Below are 1399 nucleotides of genomic sequence, written 5' to 3' on the forward strand. Positions count from 1 at the left end.
GGGCAGGGGCGGCAGTCGGCCGGGCTGAAACGGACCCGGATGACGGGCAGGCCCTGCTGGGAACGCCGCTCGGCCCACTGTGTACTGACGACGCCGTCCGGGCAGGTCACCTGCTGCTTGTCCCAGTCGATGGTGAACGAATCCTGGCTGAACGGGCCGCCGCTCTGGGCGGCGGTACTGGCCACCATGGGGCCCAGCAGCTCGACTTGGTGGTCGCGCCGGGCGGCCACGACCTGGGAGGCGGTGGGATAGCCGGCGTCCACCCAGTGCTCACCGGGCAGGCAGGCGCGTGCAGCCAGGCCGGAGTGGATCTCCTTGCTCATCACACTGTCGGCTGTGGTGGCCAGGGTGGTGGCCACGTTCGTGACCAGGTTCGGGGCGCCGGGCTCGCAGGTCTCGGTGAGGTGGACCTTGTAGCCGTCCCACAAGGTGTCGCGCTTGACGCTGCCCCGCGCGTCGGTGTCATAGGGAGTGACCAGGCGCGTCGCGCCCAGCGGCCGGTCTTTTGGGTCCCGCCGCCTCACCTCGCCCTCGACCAGGTGGAAGTGCTGGACCCACATCTGCCGCAGGATCCCGACCTCGTTCAGAGCTCGCAGCCCTCCGGGCGCCTGGGGCGAGAGCACGGCCTGGAGCAACCGCATCCCGTCCGTCCCGATCCGCAGGCCAACCTCGTCGCGCCTGGTGCGGGCCTTGGGGAACCGGGAGTCCTCGGCGCGAGTGGCGTAGTGCCGGAACCAGTCGGGATCGGCCACCGCTGTCAGCCAGTCGGGATCGGCCTGGGCGAGCGCGTTCAGCGCCGACCGCAGTGTCTCGGCGACCATCTCCAGCCAGGACAGCTCACGCGCTGCCGACAGCACATGCGTGGAATCCGTGCGGGCCCGGCCCGCGCTCTTGAGCAGCCCCTTGTCCCGGGCCGCGGCCAGGATGGCATCCAGCACCCGCCGTCCGGCGTCCGCCTGAACCAGCCGGTCCCGGAACTCCGACAGCACCGAGAAATCAAAGCCCGGATCATCCAGCTGAAGCCCGAGAGCGTACTTGAAGTCGATCCTGGCACGCACGGCCTCCGCGGCCTGCCGGTCGGTCAGCCCCTCCGCGAACTGCAACACCAGCACCAGCGCCAGCCCGCCCGGCGACCAGGCCGGCTTGCCCCGGACCGGGAAGAGGTCCGCGAACTCCTCGTCCGTGAACAACGGCCCCAGCTCGTCCCGGACCCGGATCGCCAGACTCCCCTTCGGGAACGCGGCCCGCGCCACCCGCACCGTCTCCGCCGGGATCTCCCCAGATCCCTTCGGCTGCATCGACATCCGCACCCACCCCATACGACAACGTCAGCCTTCAAGACCACAACCAGGTCTTGAAGGCCGACGTCACGCCCGGCCCCGAATTAACCAACAGCGTC

General features: G+C 70.1%; 1 protein-coding gene. It reads right to left on the reverse strand.

The window, feature by feature from the left end; translation table 11 throughout:
* A partial coding sequence (locus ABZV31_RS38305; protein WP_355901506.1) for a transposase occupies window positions 1-1304 on the reverse strand: 1304 nt, incomplete at its 3' end.
* Between the last annotated feature and the right edge of the window lie 95 nt (window positions 1305-1399).

This window comes from Streptomyces sp. NPDC005202 (genome assembly GCF_040608235.1).
Lineage (GTDB): Bacteria > Actinomycetota > Actinomycetes > Streptomycetales > Streptomycetaceae > Streptomyces.